Consider the following 23,686-nt stretch of genomic DNA (forward strand, 5'->3'; position numbering starts at 1 on the left):
ATCTCCGTTTGGCCGCGCACGCCGAAAACCGAGGCTCCCGCTTGCGCGAGAACGACTCGGTAAGTCACGGCCGATGCACGAGGCCACGGCCCCTTCTCCCCGTCGGAGCCCGGTCGCGCTGGACCGCGCCACCGCGCCGTGACATCAAGGCTTGGTGATTTGCCGCAATCCGGCCAACAGTGCTGCTTTGCTCGCTGCTGACTGACTCCCGGATCCCTGGAGACGCCATTGGGCGCCTACATCCTCCGCCGCATCCTCCTGATGATCCCGACCCTGTTCGGCATCATGCTCCTGACTTTCGTCATCGCCCAGTTCGCGCCGGGCGGGCCGGTCGAGCAGATGATCGCACAACTGAGCGGGCAGAACGTCTCGGCGACCCAGGCGATTTCGGGCAGCAGCCAGGGCGATTTCGCCGGGCAGAACGTGGTGAAATCCACCACCGAGACCGGCGCGCAGGGCACCGGCGGCTATCGCGGCGGGCGCGGGCTGCGCCCCGAGATCCTGGCCCGGATCGAAAAGCAGTTCGGCTTCGACAAGCCGCCGGTCGAGCGCTTCTTCACCATGCTGTGGAACTACATCCGCTTCGATTTCGGCAACAGCTACTTCCGTGACATCTCGGTCATCGACCTGATCAAGGAGAAGCTGCCGGTCTCGATCACGCTTGGCGTGTGGATGACGCTGCTCGGCTACGGCATCTCCATCCCGCTCGGCATCCGCAAGGCGGTCAAGGACGGCACGCGGTTCGACCTGTGGACCTCTGTCGTGGTGATTGTCGGCTACTCGATCCCGTCCTTCCTGCTCGGCGTGCTGCTGATCGTGCTGTTCGCCGGCGGCAGCTTCTGGAACATCTTCCCGATTCGCGGCATCGTGTCGGAGAACTGGGCCAGCCTGCCCTGGTACCAGCAGGTTCTCGATTACCTGTGGCACATCACGCTGCCGATCACCGCATTGGCGGTCGGCGCCTTCGCCACCTCGACGCTCTTGGTCAAGAACTCGTTCCTCGACGAGATCCGCAAGCAGTACGTGGTCACCGCCCGCGCCAAGGGACTCAGCGAACGCGGCGTGCTCTACGGCCACGTCTTCCGCAACGCCATGCTGCTGGTCATCGCGAGCTTTCCCGCCGCGTTCGTTGGCGCCTTCTTCGGCGGCTCGCTGCTGATCGAGGCGATCTTCTCGCTCGATGGGCTGGGCTATCTCGGCTACGTCTCGGTGCTCAACCGAGACTATTCGGTGGTCTTCGCCACGCTTTACATCTTCTCGCTGCTCGGGTTGGTCATCAACCTCGTCTCCGACCTCATGTACATGTGGATCGACCCGCGCATCGATTTCGAGAGCCGGGCCGTCTGATGCAAGCAGCAACGCTCCGCGGTTCGCGCTATCTCGCCTTCGCGCCCGCCGATGCGGCGCGCTCGGCGCCGCTCCTTTCCCCGATCAACCAGCGCCGCATCAGGACCTTCAGCGCCAACAGGCGCGCCGTATGGTCGCTGTGGCTGTTCGTGATCCTGTTCGGCCTGGCGCTTGCCTCGGACTTCATCGCCAACGACCGGCCGCTGCTCGCCTCCTACAAGGGCGAACTGCTGGTGCCGGCCCTCGTCGACTATCCGGAGACAAAGTTCGGTGGCTTCCTCGCCCAGACCATCTATCGCGACCCGTTCATCGCCGACGAGATCAGCACCAACGGCTGGATGCTGTGGCCGCCGATCCGCTATGGCGACGCCACCGTGGACGAGTCGCTGGGCACCAGCGCCCCCGCCCCGCCATCATGGATGCTCACCGACGAGGTGCGCTGCTCGCGCTATCCGCTCGGGCCCGACGATCCGGCCTGCCGGGATATCGGCAATCTGCACTGGCTCGGCACCGACGACCAGGGCCGCGACGTGGTGGCCCGCCTCTTCTACGGCTTCCGCGTCTCGGTGATCTTCGGGCTGCTGCTGACCATCGCGTCCTCGGTCATCGGCGTCATCGTCGGCGCCGTGCAGGGCTATTTCGGCGGCTGGACCGACCTGATCGGCCAGCGCCTGCTCGACGTCTGGGGCTCGATGCCGACGCTCTACGTGCTGCTGATCATCTCGAGCGTGCTGGTGCCCGGCTTCTGGGTGCTGCTGTTCGTCCTGATCCTGATGAGCTGGACCAGTCTCGTCGGCATCGTGAGGGCCGAGTTCCTGCGCGCTCGCAACCTCGAATACGTAGCGGCGGCGCGGGCGCTGGGGGTGAGCAACACGCAGATCATGCTGCGGCACCTGCTCCCCAACGCCATGGTCGCGACGCTGACCTTCATGCCGTTCATCGCGGGTGGGTCGGTGTCGACGCTGACCTCGCTCGACTTCCTAGGGCTCGGCCTGCCGGCTGGCTCGCCCTCGCTGGGCGAATTGCTCAACCAGGGCAAGGAGTACCTCTTCGCCCCCTGGCTCAGCCTGACCAGCTTCGCGGTGATCGCGCTCATCCTGCTGCTCTTCGTCTTCATCGGCGAGGGCGTGCGCGACGCCTTCGATCCGCGCCGAACCTTCGCGGGACGGGCATGATGTCGCCGCTGCTCGAGGTCGAGGACCTGCATGTCGACTTCACCACCGAGGAACGCGTGGTGCATGCCGTGCGCGGGGTCAGCTTCACCATCGCGCCCGGCCAGACCGTCGCGCTGGTGGGCGAGAGCGGCTCGGGCAAGTCGGTGACGGCGCTGTCGGTGCTGAGGCTCCTTGCCTACCCGCCCGCCTCGCACCCAAACGGCAGCATCCGCTTCAAGGGCGAGGACCTGCTCGGCGCGAGCGAGGAGGCCATCCGCAAGGTGCGCGGCAACGGCATCTCGATGATCTTCCAGGAGCCGATGAGTTCGCTCAACCCGCTGCACACGGTCGAGCGGCAGGTCTCGGAAGCCCTGATCGTCCATCGCGGCATGAGCCGCACCGCCGCCAAGGCACGAACCATCGAGCTCCTCACCGAGGTCGGCATCCAGAACCCTCAGTCGCGCCTCGATGATTTCCCGCACCAGCTCTCGGGCGGCCAGCGCCAGCGCGTGATGATCGCCATGGCGCTCGCCAACGAGCCGGACCTCTTGATCGCGGACGAGCCGACCACCGCCCTCGACGTCACCGTGCAGGCCCAGGTGCTCGACCTCCTGCAATCGCTGCAGAAAAAGCGCGGCCTCGCCATCCTCTTCATCACCCACCACCTCGGCATCGTGCGCAAGATGGCCGAGACCGTGCACGTGATGACCGAGGGCAAGATCGTCGAATCTGGTCCGACCGAAACCATCTTCACAGCCGCGCAGCATGCCTACACCAGGAAGCTCCTTGCCGCCGAGCCGCGCGGCGAGCCGCTGCCGGCCGTTGCCGCGGCCGAGCCGGTCATGGTGGCGGAGCACCTGCGCGTCTGGTTCCCGATCCGGCGCGGGCTGTTCCGCCGCACCGTCGGGCACATCAAGGCCGTCGACGACGTCGACCTCACCATCCGGCGCGGCGAGACCCTCGGCGTCGTCGGCGAATCCGGCTCGGGCAAGACCACGCTCGGCCGCGCCGTGCTGCGCCTCGTGAGGTCCGAGGGCCGCATCGCCTATCTGGGCCAACCGATCGACGGGCTGCCGGCCGGCCGCATCCGCCCGCTGCGCAAGAACCTGCAGATGGTGTTCCAGGACCCCTACGGCTCGCTCAGCCCGCGCATGTCGGTCGCCGATATCGTCGCCGAGGGACTGGGCGTACATGAACCCGCGCTCACCCCGGCCGAACGCGATGCCCGCGTCGTGCAGGCCCTGCGCGAAGTCGGCCTCGAGCCTGCCGACCGGCATCGCTACCCGCACGAATTCTCGGGCGGTCAGCGCCAGCGCGTCGCCATTGCCCGGGCCATGGTGCTCGAGCCCAAGTTCGTCGTCCTCGACGAGCCGACCTCGGCGCTCGACGTCAGCGTGCAGGCCCAGGTGGTGGACCTGCTGCGCGAGCTGCAGCGCCGGCACGGGCTCACCTACATGTTCATCTCGCACGACCTGCGCGTGGTGCGCGCCCTCGCCAACCACGTGCTGGTGATGCGCGATGGCAAGGTGGTCGAGCACGGCACGGCGCGCGACATCTTCGCCGCGCCGCAGTCGGACTATACCCGCGCCCTGCTCGCGGCTGCCTTCACCACCGATTTGACGCCGCCTGCCGGCACGCTAAGCTCCCCGGAATAACGCCGCACGAGGCCCACCATGCTGCCGACCCGCCTTGCCGCCCTCATCCTCGCCGCGCTGCTCGCCGTCGCCCCCGCGGCGGCGCAGGACGCCGCGCCAAAAGTCTGGCACCACGGCAGCACGCTGATGGAAAAGCTCAAGTACCCCGAGGGCTACAAGCAGTTCGACTACGTGAACCCGGATGCGCCGGCCGGCGGCGAGGTGCGGCTGAGCTCCATGGGCGGCTTCGACACCTTCAACCCGATCCTGCCCGCGGGGGAACCCGCCGACGGCCTCGGGCTCGTGTACGAGACGCTGATGACGCCCTCGCTCGACGAGACCTCGACCTCCTATGGCCAGCTCGCCGAGGCGCTGAGCTGGCCGGATGACTATTCCTCGGTGAGCTTCCGCATGAATCCGCGCGCCAGGTGGGCGGATGGCCAGCCGGTGACGGCCGAGGACGTGGTGTGGTCGTTCCACAAGCTGGTCGAGCTCAACCCCAACTACGCCAACTACTACGCCAACGTCACCAAGGCCGAGGTCACGGCGCCGGGCGAGGTCACCTTCAGCTTCGACCAGACCGGCAACCGCGAGTTGCCCAACATCATGGGCCAGCTGCTGATCCTGCCGCAGCACTGGTGGGAGGGCACCGGACCCGACGGCAAGCCGCGCGACATCGCACGCTCGACGCTCGAGCCGCCCATGGGCTCCGGCCCGTACAAGCTGGTGAGCTTCAACGCCGGCGTCTCCATCACCTACGAGCGCGACCCGAACTACTGGGGCCTCAAGGAGCCGTTCAACGTCGGGCAGAACAATATCCAGACGCTCAAGTACGAGTACTACCGCGACGACACCGCCGAGTTCGAGGCCTTCAAGGCCGACGAGTTCGACTGGTGGGACGAAAACGTCGCCATCCGCTGGCAGAACAACTACGACTTTCCCGCCGTCAAGGACGGGCGGGTGGTCAAGGAGCTGTTCGAGAACCCCTATCGCGACAACGGCGTCATGGTCGGCTTCGTCCCCAACCTGCGCCGCCCGCTGTTCCAGAACGAAGCGCTGCGCGAGGCCATGCTCTACGCCTTCGACTTCGAGGAACTCGACAAGCTGCGCTTCTTCGGCCAGTACGACCGCATCAACTCGTTCTTCTACGGCACCGAACTCGCCTCCTCGGGCCTGCCGCAGGGCGAGGAGCTCGACATCCTCAACTCGGTGAAGGACCTGGTGCCGCCGAGCGTGTTCACCACCGAGTACAAGAACCCGGTCAACGGCGATCCGACCAAGCTGCGCGCCAGCCTCCGCACCGCCAACGAGATCCTGACCAAGGCCGGCTACACGCTCCAGGGCACGCAGTTGCTGGACCCCGCCGGGCAGCCGGTGACCTTCGAGATCCTGCTCAACGGCCCGGTGATCCAGCCGATCGCCACCGCCTTCGTCACCAACCTCAAGCGGCTGGGGATGAACGCCACCATCCGAACGGTCGACTCGGCCCAGTACATCGAGCGCGTCCGCAAGCGCGATTTCGACGTCATCTACACGGGCTGGTCGCAGAGCCTGTCGCCCGGCAACGAGCAGCGCTTCATGTGGAGCTCGGCCGCCGCCGACCAGGACGACAGCTCGAACTATGCCGGCATCAAGGACAAGGGCGTCGACGCACTGATCGACAAGGTCATCTTCGCCGACGATCGCGCCACGCTGGTGGCGGCGACGCACGCGCTCGACCGGGTCCTGCTCGCCCACCACTACGTCACCCCCACATACACCTTGCGCAAGTCCCGCATCGCCCGCTGGGACCGCTTCAGCCACCCCGACCAGTTGCCCGAGTTCTCGATCGGCTTCCCCACGGTGTGGTGGTACGACGAGGCCAAGGCCGCCAAGACCGGCGCGGCGAAGAACTGACGCATCGGACTGCCCCTCTCCCCGCCGGGGAGAGGGCCAGGGTGAGGGGCTGTTCACAACCGACATTGCACCCCGCCGCCTGAGCCGGTAATCCCGGTGCATGCAGCACGCTGACGTCCGCTCCGACACCCTCACCCTGCGCGGCAAGCCCCTGACCTTCGCGGACCTGGCGCGGATCGGCCTGCGCGCCGTGTCGCTGTCGGCGGACCCTGCCGCGATGCAGCGGGTCGACATCGCCCGCAAGGCGGTGGAGGACAAGATCGCGCGCGGCGAGCCGGTCTATGGCGCCACCACCGGCGTCGGCGCCATGAAGGATGTGGAGTGGTCGCCCGAGCAGCTCGAGACGTTCAACCTCGGCCTCGTGCGGGCCCACCATTTCGGCACCGGCGCGCCCTTTCCCAATTCGGTCGTGCGCAACGCCATGGCGATCCGCGTCAACACGGCGCTGACCGGCCGGGTCGGCTGCTCGCGCGAGCTTGTCGATGCCTACCTCGACCTGCTCGACAAGGACGTGGTGCCGGTCGTGCGGCGCACCGGATCGATCGGCACGGCCGACATCGGCCTCATGGGCCAGATCGGCGCGGTGCTGACCGGGGTCGGCGAGGCCGTCTACCAGAGCCGGCGCATGTCGGCCGAGGCGGCGCTTGCCGAGGCCGGCCTCAAGCCCTGCCGCATGGCGCCGCGCGACAGCCTCGCCTCGATCAGCGTCAATGCCGTCGGCTTCGCCGCCGCCGCCGAGGCCGTGCGGTCGGCGGCATCGGCCATTCGCATGCTGCTGGCGACCAGCCTCACGACTGCCGGGGCGCTCGGCGCCTCGCGCGACCCGTGGAAGGCCGTCGCGCATGTCGGCACCGAGCGCGAAGCCGAGATCGGCGCGTGGCTCTACCGCAACGCCATGGGCTGGGACTGGCCGGATGCCACCCATATCCAGGATCCGCTCAGCCTCCGGATGATGCCGCAGGTGTTCGGCGCCACCTTTGACGCGCTGCGGGTCGCCGGCGAGACCATCCTCGCCGCCACCGGCCGCACCGACGACAACCCGGTCGTGGTCGAGGGCCAGGTGCTGACCTCGGGCGGGTCGTTGCCGCTCGACGTGACGATCTACCTGCAGACCGCCCAGCTCGCCCTCGCGCATGCGGCCCGCAACTCGTTCAACCGCTGCGTGCTGCTGTCGAACGGCGCACGCCGCGACCTGCCGATCAACCTCGTGCCGCCGGGCGCCATCGCCACCGGGTTCGGGCCGATCATCAAGCTGGCGGGTGAGCTCTTCGCCCGCGTGCTCTCGATGTCCGGTTCGATCTCGGCGCAGTCGATGGTCGTCGCCGCCGGCATCGAGGACGAGGCGGCGTTCCTGCCGCTGGTGGTCGAGCGCTTCGAGCGACAGGTGCGCGCCTTGCGACGGCTCGCGGCGCTCGAGGGGCTGTTGTCGGCGCAGGCCATGGACATCCTCGGCGACCAGCCGAGCGGAGTACCGGCGTTGATCTACCAGAAGGTCCGCCAGCATGCCGCCTACTACGAGATCGACCGGCCCCTGTCGGTCGAGGTCGAGATCATCGAGAGCGACCTCGGCTCGGAGCGCAGCATGTCGGAACTGATTTCCCTCGCCCCTATTCCGTGGTTGGACGAGTTTTTCGCGCTGGGGCCGGTCGCGTAGTATCGCGAAGTATGACTTTTCGTCGGGCTCCGTATAGGTTTGGCGCCAATTCCGGCCCAGGGACCTGACAGACGGCCGGTACCAATAAGGAGACCATCATGCTTTCGAAGACACTGCTCGGTGCCGTTGCGGCACTGGCTTTCACGGTGACCGCGGCCAGTGCGCAGGTCGTCGTCTCCTCCAAGATCGATACCGAGGGCGGGCTGCTGGGCAACATCATCAGCCAGGTGCTGCAGGCCAACGGCATCGCCGTAACCGAGAAGATCCAGCTCGGCGGCACGCCGGTCGTGCGCCAGGCGATCACCTCGGGCGAGATCGACATCTATCCCGAGTACACCGGCAACGGCGCCTTCTTCTTCAACAAGGCCGACGATCCGCTGTGGAACGACGCGACCAAGGCCTATGAAGAGGTCAAGAAGCTCGACTACGAGGCCAACAAGATCGTCTGGCTGTCGCCTGCCCCGGCCAACAACACCTGGGCCGTGGCGCTCCGCAAGGATGTTGCCGACGCCAACAAACTCGTCACCTTCTCCGATTTCGGCAAGTGGGTGGCAGGTGGCGGCCAGGTGAAGCTCGCCGCGTCCGCCGAATTCGTGTCGTCGCCGGCGGCGCTGCCCAAGTTCCAGGAAGTCTACGGCTTCACCCTGAAGCCCGACCAGTTGGTGACGCTCTCGGGCGGTGACACCGCCGCGACCATCGCTGCCGCCGCGCAGCAGACTAACGGCGTCAACGCCGCCATGGTCTACGGCACCGACGGCGGCATCGCGCCCTCCGGCCTCGTGGTGCTCGCGGACGACAAGGGCGTGCAGCCGGTGTACGAGCCCGCCCCGATCATCCGCGAGGCGGTGCTGCAGGCCAATCCGAAGATCCCGGACCTGCTGAAGCCGGTATTCGACAAGCTCGACCTCGTCACCCTGCAGACGCTGAACGGCCGCATCCAGGTCGGCGGCGAAGCCGCCAAGGAGGTCGCCATCGACTGGCTGAAGCAGAACGGCTTCCTGAAGTAAGCCGCGACAGTCACAGCATTTTTGGGGTGGGCAGGAACACTGCCCACCCCTAATGTTTGGGCAATGCTGGGATTTCGAAGCCATCGGTGGGCAAACCCCTCACCCGTCTCGGCCTTCGGCCGATCCACCCTCTCCCCGACGGGGAGAGGAACACCGACTGCGCAGTCGGCGTCTTGTTCTTCTCCCCGTCGGGGAGAAGGTGGCGCGAAGCGCCGGATGAGGGGTGTCCGCCCATGACCACCGTGGAAACCGCGTCCCCCCGCCTCCCCCTCGCCGTCGACAAGCTCGGCGTGCTGATCGCCGCCGTCGCGGCCGTCGCCGCGTTCATGCCGTTCGCCGCGTTCCGGGCCAACCGCATTGTCCTGGGCGAGGCAAAGGGCATCTTCGCCGCGCTGCCCGGCTGGGAAGCGACCCTGCTCGTGCTCGTCCTCCTCGCCGGCATGGCCATCGCGATCACCAAGGTCCCGACCCTCTGGCGCCTCGCCACCAGCCTCGTCGTCGTCGCATTGCTGTTCGTCGCCGTCGGCCAGGCCGGCACCTACCTGACGCCGCCCGGCGACAGGATTGCGCGTGTCTCGCCCGGCGGCGGCTTCTGGCTCCTGGTCTTCGCCTTCGCGTTGCTCGCCGCCGATGCCATCACGCGGCTGAAGCTCAAGCCTTGGAGACGGATCGCCGTGCTCGCCGCGGTGGCCGCGTTCTTCGCCATCCTGCTCGCCTCCGGCACGCTCAACGACCTCTCCATCCTGCGCGAGTACTTCAACCGCGGCGAGACCTTCTGGCGCGAGGCGCAGACGCACCTCGAACTGGCGCTCGGTTCGCTTGTTGCGGCGACGGTGGCCGGCATCCCCATCGGCATCCTGTGCTACCGCTCGGACGCCCTGCGCGCCCCGGTGCTGAATGTCCTCAACGCCATCCAGACCATCCCCTCCATCGCCTTGTTCGGCCTCCTGATCGCGCCTCTGGCCTGGGTCGCAGCCAATGTTCCGGGCGCCGCCCTGCTCGGCGTCGCTGGTGTCGGCGCGGCGCCGGCGATGGTGGCGCTGTTCGCCTATTCGCTGCTGCCGGTGGTCGCCAACACCGTGGTCGGCCTCCAGGGCGTGCCGCCCGCCGCCGACGATGCGGCGCGGGGCATGGGCATGACCGACTGGCAACGGCTCGTGCAGGTGCAGTTCCCCCTCGCCTTCCCGGTCATCCTGACCGGCATCCGCATCGTGCTGGTGCAGAACATCGGGCTTGCCACCATCGCCGCCCTGATCGGCGGCGGCGGCTTCGGCGTCTTCGTGTTCCAGGGCGTGACGCAGACGGCGATGGACCTGGTCCTGCTCGGCGCCGTCCCCACCGTCGCCCTCGCCTTCGCCGCCGCCGTCGTGCTCGACGCCGCAGTCGAACTGGTCTCGCCAAGGGAGATCCCGCGTGATTGAGATCGAAGCCCTCACCAAGGACTATCTCGCGCTGACGGTCGTCGATCACGTGAGCCTCACCGTCGCCGACGGGGAGATCGCGGTGGTCGTCGGTACCTCCGGTTCCGGCAAGACCACGCTGCTCCGCATGATCAACCGGCTGATCGAACCCACCTCGGGCAGCGTCCGCATCGACGGCGAGGACACCCGCGCCCTGCCCGCCTTCGAGCTACGCCGCCGCATCGGCTACGCCATTCAGGGCCACGGCCTGTTCCCGCACCGCACGGTCGGCCAGAACATCGCCACCGTCCCGTCCCTGCTCGGCTGGGACAGGGCGCGAATCGACCGGCGCGTCGATGAGTTGCTCGAACTGTTCCAGCTGCCGCCGGGCGAGTTCCGCGACCGCATGCCGAGCGAGCTCTCGGGCGGCCAGCAGCAGCGCGTCGGGGTCGCCCGCGCCCTCGCCGCCGAGCCGAAGCTGCTGCTGATGGACGAGCCGTTCGGCGCGCTCGACCCGATCATCCGCGCCAAGGCGCAGTCGGACCTGCTCGCCATCCAGAAGCGCTTCGGCACCACCATCGTGCTGGTCACGCACGACATGGAGGAGGCCATCCACCTCGGCGACAGGATCGCCGTGATGGACAAGGGCCAGCTGCTGCAATACGCGCCGCCGGCCGAGATCATCGCCCGGCCGGCCACGCCTTTCGTCGCCGAACTGATCGGCACCGGCGAGCGGCCGTTCCGGCTGCTGTCGCTCACCCGGGTGCGCGAACTGGTCGAACCCGGCCCGGCCCAGGGCGCCCCCATCTCGCCCGACGCCACCCTGCGCGACGCCTACGCCGAGATGCTGTGGACCGGGCGCGACATCCTTCCGGTGGTCGACGCGACCGGCGCCAGCCTCGGCCGCATCCGCCGCGACGACATCGCCCACCGGGCCGAGCGCCCGCAATGAAGCCGGGGCTGATCGTCCGGCTGGTCGTCCTCGCGCTGCTGGTGGCGTTCGTGGTCACGCCGCAGAGCTTTGCCTGGGTCTTCCAGCCCCTGACCAAAAACGGTCAGCCCGCCATCTACACGCAGAACACGCTGCTGGTGCTGACGCTCAGCCACCTCGCCATCGTCGCCGTCGCGACACTGCTGGCGACCATGCTCGCGGTCGGACTTGCTATCCTCGTGACGCGGCCTTTCGGCGCCGAGTTCCTGCCCTTGAGCCGCTCGCTCGCCAATATCGGCCAGACCTTCCCGCCCGTCGCCGTGCTGGCGCTGGCCGTGCCGGTGCTGGGCTTCGGCTGGCAGCCGACGCTGGTGGCGCTGTTCCTCTACGGGCTGCTCCCCATCTTCGAGAACGCCCTCACCGGCCTCACCACCCTGCCCCCGGCAGTGACCGAGGCGGCGCGCGGCGTCGGCATGACCGACCGGCAGCGGCTGATCCAGGTCGAACTGCCGCTCGCCACGCCCGTCATCCTCGCCGGCATCCGCCTCTCGGTGGTAATCTCCGTCGCCACGGCCACCATCGGCTCCACCGTCGCCGCGTGGACGCTGGGCGAGGTCATCATCGCGGGCCTGCTCTCCAACAACATCGCCTTCGTTGCGCAGGGCGGACTGGTAGTCGGCACCATCGCCGTGCTGATCTATGATGGCCTCTCGGCCGTCGAGCGCATGCTGATGCGGCGAACCGGGCAGAGGACGGGCACATGACCCTGGTCACTCACACGCTGTGTCGGTGGGAACGCCGTGCCCTTGGAGTAATCTGAACCATGTCCGATTTCGATCTCGTCATCGCCGGAACCGTCGTCCTCCCCGCGCTGGTCATCGAGGGCGGCTATGTCGCCGTGCGCGACGGCAAGGTCGTGCATGTCGGCGAGGGCGCCGCTCCGCATGCGCATGAGCGGCACGATTTCGGCAACGCGCTGATCCTGCCCGGCGCCATCGACGCCCAGGTGCATTCGCTGAGCCAGAAGCACCAGGAAGACTTCATCTGGTCGACCCGCTCGGCCGCTGCCGGCGGCGTCACCACGATCGTCGACATGCCCTATGACGAGGGCAACGTCGTCAACTCCGCCGCGGCCGTGCGCCAGAAGGTCGAGCACGCCTCCCCGCAGGCCCGCGTCGACTTCGCGCTCTACGGCACGATCGATCCGGCCGAGGGCGCGAGCCGCATCGCCGAGCAGGCGGCAGCCGGCGTCGCCGCGTTCAAGTTCTCGACCTTCGGCACCGATCCGGTGCGCTTCCCCCGCATCTCGCCGCCGCTCCTTCAGGAAGCGTTCATCGAGGTGGCAAAGACGGGGCTGACTGGTGGCGTCCACAACGAGGACGACGAGAGCGTGCGCGCCGCAATGGCGAAAGTGAAGGCCTCCGGCATCACCGACTGGCGCGCCCACGGCATGAGTCGCCCGCCGCTGACCGAGTTGCTGGCGACGCTGCAAATCTACGAAACCGGGGCGCAGACCGGGTGCGACGCGCATGTTGTCCACTGCTCGCTCAGCCGGGGTTACGATATCGCGGCCGACTACCGAGCCCGCGGCTTCGGCGCCAGCATCGAATGCTGCATCCACTACCTCACCCTCGATGAGGAAAGCGACGTCCGCCGCCTCGGCGGCAAGGCCAAGATCAACCCGCCCATCCGCCCGCGTGCCGAAGTCGAAAAGCTCTGGCAGCAGGTCGCCGCGGGAAATGTGACGATCGTCTCCACCGACCACGCCAGCTGGTCCGAAGACCGCAAGACCAATCCCGACATGCTCGCCAATGCCTCCGGCGTCCCCGGCCTCGAAGCCATGGTGCCGCTGTTCGTGAAAGGCGCGCTCGAGCGCAACATCCCCCTCACCTGGGCGGCTCGCCTGATGGCCGCCAATCCGGCGAAGCACTTCCGCCTCAAGGACAAGGGCGCGCTCGAAGCCGGCAAGGACGCCGACATCACCGTGCTGGTGAACCGCCCGCAAATCTACGACGCCGCCCGCTCCGGCCACAACGTGGTCGGCTGGAGCCCGTACAACGGAATCGAGCTGCCGTGGACGGTGGCGGGCACTTGGCTCCGCGGCCAGCAGGTCTTCGACGGGACGACGGTGGCCGAGCCGGGAGGTGGCCGGTGGGTTCGGCCGTGAACGCGGTGCACCTGGGCACCGCCATCCAGCTTCGCTACGCGCCAATGGCGCCAGCTTCGCTACCCTCCCCACAAGGGGGAGGGAGACGATGGAACCGCGCTCTCGTTGAGCGTCTCCCTCCCCCTTGTGGGGAGGGATCAAGGGTGGGGGTACTCCACGCACAGGCCGCGCCATGACCCGCAACCTCCCCACCCAGGCCGCCCGCATCGCCGAGGACATCTCCGCCCTCGCCGAGATCACCGAGCCCGATCACCCCTATACCCGCCGTGCCTTCACCCCGATGTTCCTGCGCGGCCGCGAGTGGCTCGTCCGCCGCTTCGAGCAGGCCGGCCTCGAAACCCGCATCGATGCCTCGGGCAACCTCATCGGCCGGCGCCGCGGCAGCATCGGCGGCAAGACCATCATGCTGGGCTCGCACACCGATACCGTCCCCGACGGCGGCCGCTTCGACGGCATTGCCGGCGTCTCGGCGGCGCTCGAAGTCGCCCGCGCCCTGAACGACCAGGGCATCACGCTCCGACACGACCTCGAGATCGTCGATTTCCTCGCCGAGGAGGTGTCGATCTTCGGCGTCTCCTGCGTCGGCAGCCGCGGCATGGCCGGGGTACGGCCGGACGCCTGGCTCGAGCGTAGCGCGGACGAGATGACGCTTCGCGAAGGCATCGCCGAAGTCGGCGGCAATCCCGGCAAGACCGAGAAGCGCGAGGACATCGCCGCCTTCCTCGAGCTGCATATCGAGCAGGGCCCGGTGCTCGAGGACGGCAAGCTCGACATCGGCGTCGTCACCGCCATTGCCGGCATCACCCGCATCGAGATCATCGTCGACGGTCGTGCCGACCATGCCGGCACTACGCCGATGGGCTCCCGGCAGGACGCGCTGACTGCCGCCGCCCGCCTGGTGATCGGCATCGAAGAACTGGGCACCAGGCTCAGCCGGGGCCAGTTCCACTTTGCCGCTACGGTGGGCGAATTCTCGATCGAGCCGGGCGCTGCCAACGTCGTTCCGTCGCGCGCCCGCCTGCTCGTCGATGCACGGGCCGAGCGCCGGGCCGACATGGAAACGTTCGTGACCGAACTCGCCGCCTTGGCGGCTGCCGTCACCGCCGAGACCGGCGTCGCCATAGAGCCGCCAGTTACCATTTCCGACAATTTGCCAACGCCTTGCGACGAGTTCGTGCTGAATACGCTCGACGCGGCAGCCGTGGCCGTGGGCGCGCGCCACCGCCGCATGGCCTCGGGCGCCGGACACGACACGGCCTGGATGGCGCGGATCACTCGGGCGGCGATGATCTTCATCCCCTGCCTCGGCGGCCGCAGCCACACGCCGGAGGAATTCGCCGAGACGGCAGACGTGGCCCTCGGCGCCGCCGTGCTGCTGGAGGCGGTGCAGCGGCTGGATCGGAGGCTGTAGTGCTGGCCACCCCTCATCCGGGCTGCGCGCCACCTTCTCCCCGACGGGGAGAAGAACAGAGCGCCGACTGCGCAGTCGGGGTATTCCTCTCCCCGTCGGGGAGAGGGTGGACCGGCGAAGCCGGGACGGGTGAGGGGTTTGGGCCCCGAACAGGAGTAGTGCCGTGGGTCGCATACTGACCGAGAAAGACGTGGAACCGGCCGTGAAGGGCGGTTCCGTCTATGCCGCCGGGGGCGGTGGCTGGGCCGACCATGGCCGCATGCTGGGCTATGCCGCGACCTCCATCGGCAAGCCCGAACTGGTGGATATCGAAGAGCTGGACCCAAGCGACTGGGTGGCGACCGCCGCCGCCATCGGTGCCCCCGCCTCGACCACGCCGTGGGAGATGCGCGGCGTCGACTACGTCAAGGCCGTCAAGCTGCTGGAGAAGGCGCTGGGCGACAAGCTGAGCGGCCTGATCATCGGCCAGAACGGCAAGAGCTCGACGCTCAACGCCTGGCTGCCGGGCGCGATCCTCGGCACCAAGGTGGTCGACGCCGTCGGTGACATCCGCGCGCACCCGACCGGCGACATGGGCTCGATCGGCATGGCCGGCAGCCCGAAAAAGATGATCCAGACCGCCGTTGGCGGCAACCGGGCCGAGAACCGCTATATCGAGCTGGTGGTGAAGGGCGCGACGGCGAAGATCTCGCCGATCCTGCGCACCGCCGCCGACCAGTCCGGCGGCTTCATCGCCTCGTGCCGCAACCCGCTGCGCGCCAAGTATGTGCGCCGCAACGCGGCGTTGGGCGGAATCTCGCTGGCGCTGGCGCTCGGCGAAGCGATCATCGCAGCCGAGAAGAAGGGCGGCTCGGCGGTCATCGACGCCATCGTCAAGACCACCGGCGGCACCATCCTGGCCAAGGGCGCGGTGACGAAGAAGGATCTCGTCTACACCAAGGAAGCCTTCGACATCGGCCGCTTCATCGTCGGCGAGGGCGACACGGCGCTCACCATCCACACCATGAACGAATACATGGCGATTGACGATGCGGGCGGCAACCGGCTCGCCACCTTCCCCGACGTGATCGCCACCCTCGACGCCGCCGGCACCCCGCTCTCGGCCGGCCAGCTGCGCGAAGGCATGTTCATCTTCATCCTCCACGTCCCCAAGAAGGTCATCCCGCTGTCGTCGTCGGTGCTCGATCCGGCGGTCTATCCGTCGGTCGAGAAGGCGATGGGGATCGAACTGGCGAAATACGCGCTGGACGGGGTGAAGAAGAAAAAGAAGAAGGCGAAGGGGTGGGAGTAGGCTCGGACGCTGGTTCACTTGGCCACCCCCACCCTTGATCCCTCCCCACAAGGGGGAGGGAGACGACAGAAGCGCCGCCGGTGCCGCAGCTCTCCCTCCCCTTGATGGGGAGGGTAGCGAAGCTTGCCGCGTTTCGCGGCTAGCGTAGCTGGGTGGGGTGGAGCCCGCGCTCTGTCGTCCGGGGGGTCGTCTCGCCCAATGGCGTGCGCTACAACCAGCCCATGCCCAAGCCCAACCCCCGCCACCCGAATTTCCCCATTCCCTCCGGCCCCGTCCTGCGCGCCAAAGGCTGGCGGCAGGAGGCTCTGCTCCGCCTGCTCGAGAACGTGCTGAGCGTCGGCGAAGACCCGGACAAGCTCATCGTCTATGCCGCGCTCGGCAAGGCGGCGCGCAACTGGGCGGCGCACGAGCAGATCGTCAAAGCGCTGACGACGATGGACGAGGACCAGACGCTCGTCATCCAGTCGGGCAAGCCGATCGGCCTGTTCAGGACCCACGCCAGGGCGCCGCTCGTCATCATGGCCAACTGCAACATCGTCGGGCAGTGGGCAAAAGCCGAGGTGTTCTACGAGCTCGAGAAGAAGGGGCTGATCGCCTGGGGCGGGCTTACCGCCGGGGCGTGGCAATACATTGGGTCGCAGGGCGTCATCCAGGGCACCTACGAGATCTTCATGCGCATCGCCGAGAAGCGCTTCGGCGGCTCGCTGGCCGGGCGCTTCATCCTCACTGCCGGGATGGGTGGCATGGGCGGGGCGCAACCGCTGGCTGGCCGCATGGCGGGCGCGGCGATCCTCGATGTCGACGTCGATCCGGCGCGCGCCGCCCGGCGCAAGGAGATCGGCTATCTCGAGCACATCGCGCCGGACCTCGATGCGGCGCTGGCGATGATCGAAGCTGCCGTGCGTGAGAAGCGCGCGACCTCGGTCGGTCTCGTCGCCAACGCCGCCGACGTCTATCCCGAGATTCTGCGCCGCGGCATCATCCCCGACATCGTCACGGACCAGACCAGCGCCCACGACCTCGTCTACGGCTACGTCCCCGCCGGCATGAGCCTCGACGAAGTGAAGCGCCTGCGCGTCGATGGCCAGGGCCAGCTGATGGCGGCGAGCCGCGCCTCCATCGCAACCCATGTGCGCGCCATGCTCGGCTTTCTGGAGCGCGGCGCCGAGGTGTTCGACAACGGCAACCTGATCCGCACGCAGGCGAAACAGGCCGGCGTCGACAACGCCTTCGACATCCCGATCTTCACCGAAGCCTACCTCCGGCCCCTGTTCGCGCGGGCCATCGGCCCGTTCCGCTGGATGGCGCTGTCGGGCGAACCCGAGGACATTTCCCGCATCGACGACCTCGTCCTCGAGATGTTTCCCGACAACCGGATCGTCACCAACTGGATTTCGCTGGCGCGCCAGCACATCCCGTTCGAGGGCCTGCCCGCCCGCATCGCCTGGCTCGGCCATGGCGAGCGCACGGCGCTGGCGCTGCGCGTCAACGACCTGGTGCGCGCCGGCACGCTCAAGGGGCCCATCGCCTTCAGCCGCGACCATCTCGATGCCGGCGCCATGGCCCATCCCAACATCATGACCGAGAACATGAAGGACGGCTCCGACGCCATCGCCGACTGGCCGCTGCTCGACGCCATGCTGCTGACCGCCTCGATGGCCGACCTCGTGGTCATCCACTCGGGCGGCGGCGGCTATGCCGGCTACATGACCTCCGCCGGCGTGACCCTGGTCGCCGACGGCACCGCGGCAGCCGACGAGCGGCTGTCGCTCGCCCTCACCAACGACACGGGGCTGGGCGTGATGCGCTATGCCGACGCGGGATACGAGGAGTCGAAGGACGAGGCGGAGAAGAAGGGGCTCTTGTGGTTTGACCTGGGTGGGAAGTAAGGGCTGGAGCACTTGGCTCCACTCCACCCAGCTTCGCTAGGCCGCCAGCGCGACCAGCTCCGCTACCCTCCCCCTCAAGGGGAGGGAGGCGAAGGAACTGAGAATTCGCAGCCGGCTCTCCCTCCCCCTTGTGGGGAGGGTAGCGGAGCTTGCGAGCGAAGCGAGTTAGCGCAGCTGGGTGGGGGTGAGCCACCCGCTCCGGTGTCAGCTGCCCTGCCCGGGCAGCGGATAGCGCTCCACTTCGCGCAGCAGTTCGATGAACGCATCCACCGCCGTTTCGACGGTGATCCGACCCTTGTCTGCCGTGGCGAGATGCGCGTCGCCCGCAGCGCCCAGCGGGTGGATGTCGCTGGCGATCCAGGCGTAGCTCGTCGCCCCGGTCGGGCGCATGTACTTGTAGCCCTGCTCGTCGCGCGCGGCGACGGAGGGGTAGTCCTGCAGCTTGTCGCGGTTCACCAGTTCGGGCCTCAGGTGCATCACCACCGAGGTCTCGCTGTCGCCGCCGTGGATGCCGTGGCGGTTCTCGATGTCTGAGTAGATGTCCTTGGGCCAGTACTGGCTCCAGCCCGTCTTGACCGCCAGCATCCCCGCCTTCACCCGCAATTCGCGCGCCACGATGTCGAGGATCGACACGTTCCCGCCGTGCGAGTTGACGAACACCACCTTCCGGATGCCCGAGCGGGCGATCTCGAGCCCGACCTGCGTCCACGCGTCGATCAGGTTGGTTGCCGTGTGGCTCAGCGTGCCGGTCTGCCAGATATGCTCGTTGGACTTGCCGATCGCCTGCACCGGCAGGATGCGGATGTCCATGTCTCTCGGCGCGCGCTCGACCAGCAGGTCCAGGTGCCCCTGGTTGATGATCGTGTCCGTACCCACCGGCAGATGCGGGCCGTGCTGCTCGACCGCCGCCGTCGGGAAGACTGCGATCGTCTTGTTCGGATCGAGGCCGTGGAATTCGAAGGCGGAGAAGTCGTTCCACCAGATCTTGCGGTAAGCCATGTAAAGTCCCTGGAGAATCAGCCGGGCGTGGCCGCAATAGCCTCGATCTCGACCACGAATTCGGGCCGGGCGAAACCGGAGACGATCATCAGCGTCGACGCCGGATAGGGCTCGGCAAACAGCTTGTTGCGCACCTGCATGTAGGGCTGCAGGTGCTCCCGGCCGGTGACGAAGGCGTTGATGCGTACGATGTCCCCCAGGCTCATCGCGGCCTCGGCCAGGATCGCCTCGATGTTGGCGAAGGCGAGCGCGGCCTGGCCGGCGCAGTCGGGCGGAATGGTCCCGTCCTTGGCTATGCCCAGTTGCCCCGACAGGAACACGAAGCGCGAGCGCGACGCCACCTCGATGCCGGGACTGTAGGGCGCGAAGGGCGGGTGGATCGACGATGGCGAAAGCGGCTTATGCACAGGACCCCCGATGTGTATGCTCAGCTAAGCGTCAAACGCGTCCAAATGAAAGCCCCGATTTCGACCGCACTGCCTATTCGGGTGGCATCCTGGCAGAAGGGCGCATTTTTGGGCTTTTCTTTTGCGCGGGGGCGCGGAATCAATGGCCTGGCGTGCCCGCGCGGCACAGGAGTTTGCCTACCGGCCGGCGGGGGAATTCCCGGCGGAGACCTCAACAGGGAGACTGACGATGAAGGACTTCACCAAGCTCATCGGAGCGGGCGTGATAACGCTGGCACTCGGTGTCACCGGCGCCATCGCCCAGGACAAGGTGAGCTACGGCACCAACTGGCTGGCCCAGGCCGAGCACGGCGGCTTCTACCAGGCCGTGGCCGACGGCACCTATGCCAAGTACGGGCTCGACGTCACCATCCGCCAGGGCGGCCCGCAGGGCGCGAACCGCTCGCTGCTGATCGGCGGGCAGATCGATTTCTACATGGGCGGCATGACCACTGCCATCGACGCCGTCAAGGAAGGCATCCCGACGCTGACCATCGCCTCGATCTTCCAGAAGGATCCGCAGGTGCTGCTGGCCCATCCCGATGCCGGCTTCAAGACCTTCGCCGACCTCGCCGGCGCCTCCAAGTACATCCTGTCCAAGGATGGCTTCATCTCCTACTTCACCTGGATGAAGTCGGCTTATCCCGAGTTCAAGGACGAGAAGTTCGAGCCCTACACCTTCAATCCGGCGCCGTTCATCGCCGACAAGATGGCGATCCAGCAGGGCTATGTCACCTCCGAGCCGCTCGAGATCAAGAAGCAGGCCGGCTGGGAGCCGCAGGAATTCCTGCTCGCCGACAACGGCTACGCGCCCTACTCGACCACCATCGAGGTGATGAAGCCCTGGTACGAGGCGCACAAGGACGTGGCCAAGCGCTTCGTCGAGGCCTCGATCATCGGCTGGTACCACTACCTCTATGGTGACAACACCGCCGCCAACGAGCTGATCAAGAAGGACAACCCGGACATGACGGACGAGCAGATCGCGTTCGGCGTCTCCAAGATGAAGGAACTCGGGATCGTCGTGTCCGGCGACGCCGTCGACAAGGGCATCGGCTGCATGACCGCCGAGCGCTGGAACGGCTTTTACGAGCAGATGAAGGCCGTCGGCCTGTTTGCCGACGGCATCGACGTTTCGCAGGCCTATACCACCGAACTCGTCTGCCAGGGCCTTGGCAAAGAGCTGGTGAAGTAGCAGAAGCAACCTCCTCGGCGCGGGCAATTCCGCCCGCGCCGTTCGACCCTAAAGTGGGCTTACGCATTTGACTGATATCACCCTCGCCGAGCCGAGGACCGCGCCGACCACGACCCAGCCGGTCGTCTCCATGCGGAACGTCTCGAAGGTCTTTTCCAACGGAACGCTGGCGCTCAAGGACATGTCGCTCGACGTCGGTCGCGGCGAGTTTCTGAGCCTGCTCGGCCCATCGGGCTGCGGCAAATCCACGGCCCTGCGCATCATCGCGGGCCTGGGCGCACCCAGTTCCGGATCGATCGCCTGGCCCACCTCGAAGATCAATTCGAGGGGTCTGCCGGAAGGCGATGTCGGCTTCGTTTTCCAGGAACCGACGCTGATGCCGTGGCAGACCGTGTTCGGCAACGTCCACCTGCCGCTCCGGCTCGAGGGCATGAACAAGACGGCGGCCCGCCCGCGCATCATGGAATCGCTGGCCTCGGTCGGGCTCGCCGACTTCGCCGGCGCCTATCCGCGCGAACTGTCGGGCGGCATGAAGATGCGCGTCTCGATCGCCCGGGCGCTCGTCACCAAGCCCAAGCTGCTGCTGATGGACGAGCCCTTCGCGGCGCTCGACGAGATCACGCGCCAGAAGCTCAACGACGACGTGCTACGGCTGTGGAAGCAGACCGGCGTCACCGTCATCTTCGTCACCCACTCGGTGTTCGAGAGCGCCTACCTGTCGAGCCGCATCGTGGTGATGCGCGCGCGGCCGGGACAGGTGTTCAGCGACCTGTCGCTGCAGCACACCGGCGACCGGGACTCCGAGTACCGCACGTCCGAGGAGTATCGCGCCACCACCGAGAAGGTGTCGCACGCCCTGCACGAAGCCATCCACGCCGGCGGGGGGACGCACTGATGAGCGAGATCGTTCACAACGGACCCGGCAGCGCCGACGAAGCCGGCACCGACAGCGCCGTCGCGATCCTGCGGCCGCGCACGTCCGGCACCGAGAAGGTGCTGCGCATCGTCGTGCCGGTATCGATGCTGGTGGCGGCCGTCATCGCCTGGCACCTGGCGGTGGTGCTGAACAACATCCCGAAATACATCCTGCCCGCGCCCTATGACGTCGTACTGTCGCTGTGGAACGACTGGCCGACGCTTCTTCCGGCCCTGCTGGTGACGCTGCGCATCACCTTCACCGCACTGATCCTCGCGCTGGTCGGCGGTGTGGCCATGGCCATCATCCTCGTCCAGAGCAAATGGATCGAGCTGGCGCTGTTCCCCTACGCTGTCATCCTGCAGGTGACACCGGTCATCGCCATTGCCCCGCTGCTGCTGATCTATGTGCCCGACACGCAGGCGGTGCTGCTGATCATCGCGTTCCTCGTCGCCTTCTTCCCGATCCTGAGCAACATGGTGGCGGGGCTGAAGAGCGTCGATCACAACCTGCTCAACCTCTACGATCTCTACGGCGCCTCGCGCTGGCAGACGCTGCTCTATCTCAAGCTGCCGGCCTCGCTGCCCTACTTCATGGCGGGGCTCAGGATCGCCGGCGGGCTGGCGCTGATCGCGGCAGTGGTCGCCGAGTTTGCCGCCGGCACCGCCGGCCAGGGCTCCGGCCTCGCCTTCCGGCTGCTCGAATCGCAGTACCGGCTCAACATTCCGCGCCTGTTCGCAGCCCTGCTGCTCCTCACCGGCACCGGCATCGCCATCTTCGGCCTTACCTCCTTCATCGCCTGGCTCGGCCTGCACCGCTGGCACGAGAGCGCGATCAAACGGGAGAACTGATGGGCGCCGTGGCTCACCCCTCACCCGTCTCGCGCTTCGCGCGATCCACCCTCTCCCCGACGGGGAGAGGAACGCCGACAGCGCGGCCGGCGCCCTGTTCTTCTCCCCGTCGGGGAGAAGGTGGCGCGCAGCGCCGGATGAGGGGTTTCGGCCACCGCGCCAACGGTAGGCACCCCTAAATGCACGGCACACCCGCCCTCTCCACCGGCAGCGTCACGCTGCGCAATGCCCGCGTGCCGGCGGCCGCCATGGGCAGGATCGGCGACGGCGCGCTCGAGGCGGTCGACATCGAGATCGTCGATGGCCGCATCGCCGCCACCCGTCCCACCGGTTCCGCGCCCGTTGCCGGCGCATCGCACGACATGGACCAGGGGCTGGTGCTGCCGGCCTTCGTCGATATCCACACCCATCTCGACAAGGGCCAGATCTGGCCGCGCAAGGAGAATCCGGACGGCACCTGGCTGGGCGCCCTGCTCGCCGTCGCCAACGATCGCGAACGGCTCTGGGCTGCCTCCGACATCGAGCGGCGCTTCGATTTCGCGCTGCGCTGCGCCTTCGCGCATGGCACCGCCGCCATCCGCACGCATCTCGACAGCGCCCCGCCGCAGCACGAGATCAGCTGGGCCCTGTTCGAACAGATGCGGGAGCGATGGGCCGACCGGATCGAGCTGCAGGCCGTCTCCATCGTCGGCCCCGACACGCTTGTGAACCCGGCCGAACTCGATGCCGTGGCGCGGCAGGTGAAGGCCTCGGGCGGCATCCTGGGCGGCTCCGTCGCCGCCTACGATCGCTCGAAGGAGGCGATGCTGCGCGTGGTCGAGAAGGCCGGCGAGCTCGGGCTCGACCTCGACCTGCACACCGACGAGACCGACGATCCCGCCGCGCACGCCCTGCTCCACCTCGCCGAAGCCGTGCTCGAGACCGGCTATAAGGGCAAGGTCATGGCGGGGCACTGCTGCGTGCTCACCGTGCAGGACGAGCGCACGGTCCGGACCACGATCGACAAGGCGGTCGAGGCCGGCATCGCCATCGTGTCGCTGCCGATGTGCAACATCTACCTGCAGGACCGCGAGAACGGGAACGGCGACGTGCGCACGCCCCGCCGGCGCGGCGTCACCCTGCTCAACGAGTTCAAGGCCGCCGGCGCCGTGGTGGCCATCGCGTCGGACAATACGCGCGACCCGTTCTATGCCTATGGCGACCTCGACGGGGTGGAAGTGCTGCGCGAAGGCGCGCGCATCCTCCATTTCGACCATCCGCAGGACCAGGCCTGGGACTGGGTGCGCGCCGTCGGCTCGGCGCCCGCCGCGCATGCCGGCTTCAGGTACAGGGCGGTGATTGAGCCCGGGGCGCCGGCCGACCTCGTGCTGTTCCGCGCCCGCACCTGGACGGAACTCAACGCGCGGCCGCAGATGGACAGGATCGTCCTCAGGTCGGGCCGCGCCATCGACACCACGCTTCCCGACTATCGCGAACTCGACGACCTGATGGAGTAACT

General features: G+C 67.7%; 19 protein-coding genes. 17 read left to right on the forward strand and 2 right to left on the reverse strand.

Annotated features, from left to right (window positions below):
* Nucleotides 1-228: 228 nt before the first annotated feature.
* From J0I99_RS16665 to J0I99_RS16725, 13 genes are all read left to right on the forward strand, one after another.
* Nucleotides 229-1,347, forward strand: coding sequence for a microcin C ABC transporter permease YejB (locus J0I99_RS16665; protein WP_291398675.1), 1,119 nt, complete (start codon nucleotides 229-231; stop codon nucleotides 1,345-1,347).
* Entirely contained in the window at nucleotides 1,347-2,522 is a 1,176-nt protein-coding gene (locus J0I99_RS16670) for an ABC transporter permease (RefSeq protein ID WP_291398676.1), read from the forward strand. Before J0I99_RS16665 ends, J0I99_RS16670 begins: the two co-directional genes overlap by 1 nt.
* Nucleotides 2,522-4,156 carry an ABC transporter ATP-binding protein gene (locus tag J0I99_RS16675; protein ID WP_291398722.1) on the forward strand — a complete coding sequence of 545 codons (1,635 nt, stop codon included), beginning with the start codon at nucleotides 2,522-2,524 and terminating at the stop codon, nucleotides 4,154-4,156. The genes J0I99_RS16670 and J0I99_RS16675 overlap by 1 nt, the downstream gene beginning before the upstream one ends.
* An 18-nt stretch (nucleotides 4,157-4,174) precedes the next feature.
* Entirely contained in the window at nucleotides 4,175-6,031 is a 1,857-nt protein-coding gene (locus J0I99_RS16680; RefSeq protein WP_291398677.1) for an extracellular solute-binding protein, read from the forward strand.
* 100 nt (nucleotides 6,032-6,131) lie between these two features.
* A complete protein-coding gene (locus tag J0I99_RS16685; protein ID WP_291398678.1) occupies nucleotides 6,132-7,685 on the forward strand; it encodes an aromatic amino acid ammonia-lyase in 1,554 nt (517 codons plus the stop codon).
* A 98-nt stretch (nucleotides 7,686-7,783) separates the two neighbouring features.
* The gene (locus tag J0I99_RS16690; RefSeq protein WP_291398679.1) at nucleotides 7,784-8,692 is read left to right on the forward strand and encodes an ABC transporter substrate-binding protein; all 909 of its coding nucleotides are present in this window, start codon (nucleotides 7,784-7,786) and stop codon (nucleotides 8,690-8,692) included.
* A 233-nt stretch (nucleotides 8,693-8,925) separates the two neighbouring features.
* The gene (locus J0I99_RS16695; protein ID WP_291398680.1) at nucleotides 8,926-10,113 is read left to right on the forward strand and encodes an ABC transporter permease; all 1,188 of its coding nucleotides are present in this window, start codon (nucleotides 8,926-8,928) and stop codon (nucleotides 10,111-10,113) included.
* The gene (locus J0I99_RS16700; RefSeq protein ID WP_291398681.1) at nucleotides 10,106-11,044 is read left to right on the forward strand and encodes an ABC transporter ATP-binding protein; all 939 of its coding nucleotides are present in this window, start codon (nucleotides 10,106-10,108) and stop codon (nucleotides 11,042-11,044) included. Before J0I99_RS16695 ends, J0I99_RS16700 begins: the two co-directional genes overlap by 8 nt.
* The gene (locus J0I99_RS16705) at nucleotides 11,041-11,787 is read left to right on the forward strand and encodes an ABC transporter permease (RefSeq protein ID WP_291398682.1); all 747 of its coding nucleotides are present in this window, start codon (nucleotides 11,041-11,043) and stop codon (nucleotides 11,785-11,787) included. Before J0I99_RS16700 ends, J0I99_RS16705 begins: the two co-directional genes overlap by 4 nt.
* A gap of 59 nt (nucleotides 11,788-11,846) precedes the next feature.
* The gene (locus J0I99_RS16710; protein WP_291398683.1) at nucleotides 11,847-13,190 is read left to right on the forward strand and encodes a dihydroorotase family protein; all 1,344 of its coding nucleotides are present in this window, start codon (nucleotides 11,847-11,849) and stop codon (nucleotides 13,188-13,190) included.
* Nucleotides 13,191-13,362: 172 nt separating this feature from the next.
* Nucleotides 13,363-14,601 (forward strand): Zn-dependent hydrolase, encoded by a 1,239-nt coding sequence (locus tag J0I99_RS16715; RefSeq protein WP_291398684.1) that lies wholly within the window; start codon nucleotides 13,363-13,365, stop codon nucleotides 14,599-14,601.
* A gap of 163 nt (nucleotides 14,602-14,764) precedes the next feature.
* Complete coding sequence (locus J0I99_RS16720) at nucleotides 14,765-15,892, forward strand: DUF917 family protein (protein ID WP_291398685.1); 1,128 nt, start codon at nucleotides 14,765-14,767, stop codon at nucleotides 15,890-15,892.
* A gap of 221 nt (nucleotides 15,893-16,113) precedes the next feature.
* Nucleotides 16,114-17,781, forward strand: coding sequence for a urocanate hydratase (locus J0I99_RS16725; RefSeq protein ID WP_291398686.1), 1,668 nt, complete (start codon nucleotides 16,114-16,116; stop codon nucleotides 17,779-17,781).
* Nucleotides 17,782-17,985: 204 nt separating this feature from the next.
* On the opposite strand, the gene J0I99_RS16730 is transcribed toward J0I99_RS16725, so the two are convergent.
* The gene (locus J0I99_RS16730; RefSeq protein WP_291393925.1) at nucleotides 17,986-18,780 is read right to left on the reverse strand and encodes a creatininase family protein; all 795 of its coding nucleotides are present in this window, start codon (nucleotides 18,778-18,780) and stop codon (nucleotides 17,986-17,988) included.
* A gap of 17 nt (nucleotides 18,781-18,797) precedes the next feature.
* The gene (locus J0I99_RS16735) at nucleotides 18,798-19,187 is read right to left on the reverse strand and encodes a Rid family hydrolase (protein ID WP_291398687.1); all 390 of its coding nucleotides are present in this window, start codon (nucleotides 19,185-19,187) and stop codon (nucleotides 18,798-18,800) included.
* A 229-nt stretch (nucleotides 19,188-19,416) separates the two neighbouring features.
* On the opposite strand from J0I99_RS16735, the gene J0I99_RS16740 reads away from it, so the two are divergent.
* The 4 genes from J0I99_RS16740 to J0I99_RS16755 all read left to right on the forward strand — a co-directional run bounded on the left by J0I99_RS16740 (nucleotide 19,417) and on the right by J0I99_RS16755 (nucleotide 23,684).
* Nucleotides 19,417-20,421: an ABC transporter substrate-binding protein gene (locus J0I99_RS16740; RefSeq protein WP_291398688.1), complete on the forward strand. Its 1,005-nt coding sequence runs from the start codon at nucleotides 19,417-19,419 to the stop codon at nucleotides 20,419-20,421.
* Between the two features lie 130 nt (nucleotides 20,422-20,551).
* Complete coding sequence (locus tag J0I99_RS16745) at nucleotides 20,552-21,316, forward strand: ABC transporter ATP-binding protein (RefSeq protein WP_291393458.1); 765 nt, start codon at nucleotides 20,552-20,554, stop codon at nucleotides 21,314-21,316.
* On the forward strand, nucleotides 21,316-22,188 hold the full coding sequence (locus tag J0I99_RS16750) for an ABC transporter permease (RefSeq protein ID WP_291398689.1): 873 nt from the start codon (nucleotides 21,316-21,318) through the stop codon (nucleotides 22,186-22,188). The genes J0I99_RS16745 and J0I99_RS16750 overlap by 1 nt, the downstream gene beginning before the upstream one ends.
* Nucleotides 22,189-22,367: 179 nt before the next feature.
* A complete protein-coding gene (locus tag J0I99_RS16755) occupies nucleotides 22,368-23,684 on the forward strand; it encodes a cytosine deaminase (protein WP_291398690.1) in 1,317 nt (438 codons plus the stop codon).
* The last annotated feature ends 2 nt before the right edge of the window (nucleotides 23,685-23,686 follow it).

This window comes from Devosia sp. (assembly GCF_017307495.1).
Classification (GTDB): domain Bacteria; phylum Pseudomonadota; class Alphaproteobacteria; order Rhizobiales; family Devosiaceae; genus Devosia_A.